This window comes from Alphaproteobacteria bacterium HT1-32 (assembly GCA_009649675.1).
Lineage (GTDB): Bacteria > Pseudomonadota > Alphaproteobacteria > Rhodospirillales > HT1-32 > HT1-32.
In genome coordinates this window covers 1-2,929 of the sequence record WJPL01000012.1, presented here as the reverse complement: position 1 = coordinate 2,929, position 2,929 = coordinate 1, and the positions used below count along the sequence as shown (strand labels likewise).

Genomic DNA, 2,929 nt, shown 5'->3' with positions numbered 1-2,929 from the left:
GCCCATGTTGGTCACGGTCAGGTACTCGCTGCCTGAACCGCTGCCAACCGGATCCGGATCATTCACCACAACTTCCGGAACATCATCCGTCACGTTGACAGAGAAGGTCTGTTCGACCGTCAGACCCGAAAGCTGGCTCGGATCAAGATCGTAATCGGTTGACGACAGGCTCTCCAGATCCGGCGTACCCGTCAGCGTGAACTCAAGGCCCATGCTGTTCTCACCATCCGCAGCGCCATGATCGAGGCTGTCCTGCAGCGTGAAGGTGTAACTACCGTCTTCATTCAGTTCCACCGTGAACACATCACGGCCATCCGCAGTCGCCTGCAATGTGTTGGTCGACGCATCCCACTCGTAGGTGACATCTTCACCCTGGCTGGTCAGACCACTCGGGCCGGTCAGTTCAAAGCTCAGATCGTCATAACCCAGTGCTGTCGGCGCACCATCAGCCGGGCCATCTGCACCGTAGTTGATGGTGATCAGATCACCATCGAGGCCCAGATCGCCGGAGGCACTCAGGCTCTCCTTGTCAGCATCCGTACCGTCAGCCAGATCATCTTCATTGACTGTCACACCGGTCGACTGACCAACAGTCCCTTCCGAAGCTTCGGGAACATCATCAACAACATTCACGGAGAAGGTCTGGGTGATCGAGGCACCTTCCAATGCGCCCGGATCCAGATCGTAATCCGCACCCGCATCAACATCCGGTGTTCCGGTCAGCGTGAACTCAAGGCCGAGACCGTTCTCACCGTCAGCTGCCCCATGATCAAGGCTGTCCTGCAGCGTGAAGGTGTAGCTGCCGTCTTCATTCAGTTCCACCGTGAACACATCACGGCCACCCGCTGTCGCCTGCAATGTGTTGGTCGAGGCATCCCACTCGTAGGTCACCGGCTCACCCTGGCTGGTCAGACCGCTCGGGCCTTCCAGTTCAAAGGCAAGGTCGTCATAACCCAGAGCAGTCGGGGCACCATCTGCCGGGCCGTCTGCACCGTAATCGATGGTGATCAGGTCGCCGTCGAGACCCAGATCGCCAGAGGCACTGAGGCTTTCCTTATCACTATCCGTGCCGTCAGCCAGATCGTCTTCATCCAGCGTGACCGTATCAGCCGCCGTCGGCGTGCCGATTTCAGCGGCCGCAGGCGTGTCATCAACAACATTCACAGAGAAGGTCTGGGTGATCGAGGCACCTTCCAATGCGCCCGGATCAAGATCGTAATCCGTACCCGCATCAACATCCGGCGTGCCGGTCAGCGTGAACTCAAGGCCCAAGCTGTTCTCGCCATCCGCAGCACCGTGATCGAGGCTGTCCTGCAGCGTGAAGGTGTAGCTGCCGTCTTCATTCAGTTCCACTGTGAACACATCACGGCCATCCGCAGTTGCCTGCAGCGTGTTGGTCGAGGCATCCCACTCATAGGTGACATCTTCACCCTGACTGGTCAGACCCGCCGGGCCGGTCAGTTCAAAGCTCAGATCGTCATAACCCAGTGCTGTCGGCGCACCATCAGCCGGGCCATCTGCACCGTAATTGATGGTGATCAGGTCACCGTCGAGGCCCAGATCGCCGGAGGCACTCAGGCTTTCCTTGTCAGCATCCGTACCGTCAGCCAGATCGTCTTCATCCAACGTGACCGTATCAGCCGCCGTCGGCGTGCCAATTTCGGCTGCCGCAGGCGTGTCATCAACAACATTCACAGAGAAGGTCTGCGTGAGGCTCTGGTCTGCCAGGCTGACGCTGTCACCATCAAAATCAACCGCACTGTCCACCGTCGGCGTGCCCGTCAGCGTGAACTCGAGACCGAGGCTGTTCTCACCGTCTGCCGCCCCGTGATCAAGGCTGTCCTGCAGCGTGAAGGTGTAGCTGCCGTCTTCATTCAGTTCCACCGTGAACACATCACGGCCGTCCGCTGTCGCCTGCAGGGTATTGGTTGCCGCATCCCAGCTGTAGGTGACCGCTTCACCCTGGCTGGTCAGACCCGCCGGGCCTTCAAGCGCCCAGTCCAGATCGTCGTAACCCAGCGCCGTCGGCTGACCATCGGCCGGACCATCTGCACCGTAATCAATCGTGATCAGATCACCACCGAGACCCAGATCGCCGGTCGCGGACAGGCTTTCCTTGGTCTCATCCGTGCCGTCCGACAGATCATCTTCATCCAGCGATACCGTGACGCCAGGGCCGCTCACCTCAACAACTTCTGCAACCGGAACATCATCAATGATACCGACCGTGAACGTACCCTCGGCACAGTCACCGTCCTTATCAAAGACCTGCATGCCAAACGTCAGATCAAGCTGGTTCTCACCATCTGCATCCGGGTGATCAACCGCACCCTGAAGATCGAACGAATAACTGTAGCCACTATCCGCATCGCCGTTCAGCGTCACCGTGAAGACCGTGTCGCCGCCCTCACCCGCCGTCGCCGTGATCACCGTGCCGTCTTCCGACACCGTGTAATCAAGTGCAACACCGTTCGAGGTCAGACCCATATCCGTCAGGGCATCATTCACCGTCAGTTCAAGACGGCCCGATCCATCGGCACCAAAGTCCACCAGAATATCCTGGCTGACCGTCGTGCTCTCCTTCGTCTCATCCGTACCGTCCGACAGATCGTCTTCATCAACCGTCGTATTCACCAGATTCAGATCTGGCTGACCCGAATTCTCCGGATCTTCCGGCGTCGGTGAATCCGGACGGTCCAGATCCGTCATGTTGATCGTCAGCGTCGCTTCGGAGACATCACCATCCCCATCCGCCATCTGATAGGTGAATTCCTCCATACCGAAGCTGTAATCCGTCTCGAAGTCCACCGAACGGATGAAGTAATCGGAGCTGTCACCTGTCGGATTGTCGCTCGGGTCGGCATACGGCTCGGCTGTGAACACCAGATACTGGAACGGCTGCTCGCAATGTTCCCCAACCGAGATGTTG

General features: G+C 58.4%; 1 protein-coding gene. It reads right to left on the bottom strand.

Annotation, left to right across the window (positions count from 1 at the left end; translation table 11 throughout):
• Positions 1–2,929 (bottom strand): hypothetical protein (locus GH722_20625; protein MRG74167.1); only part of this gene is annotated, 2,929 nt, incomplete at both ends.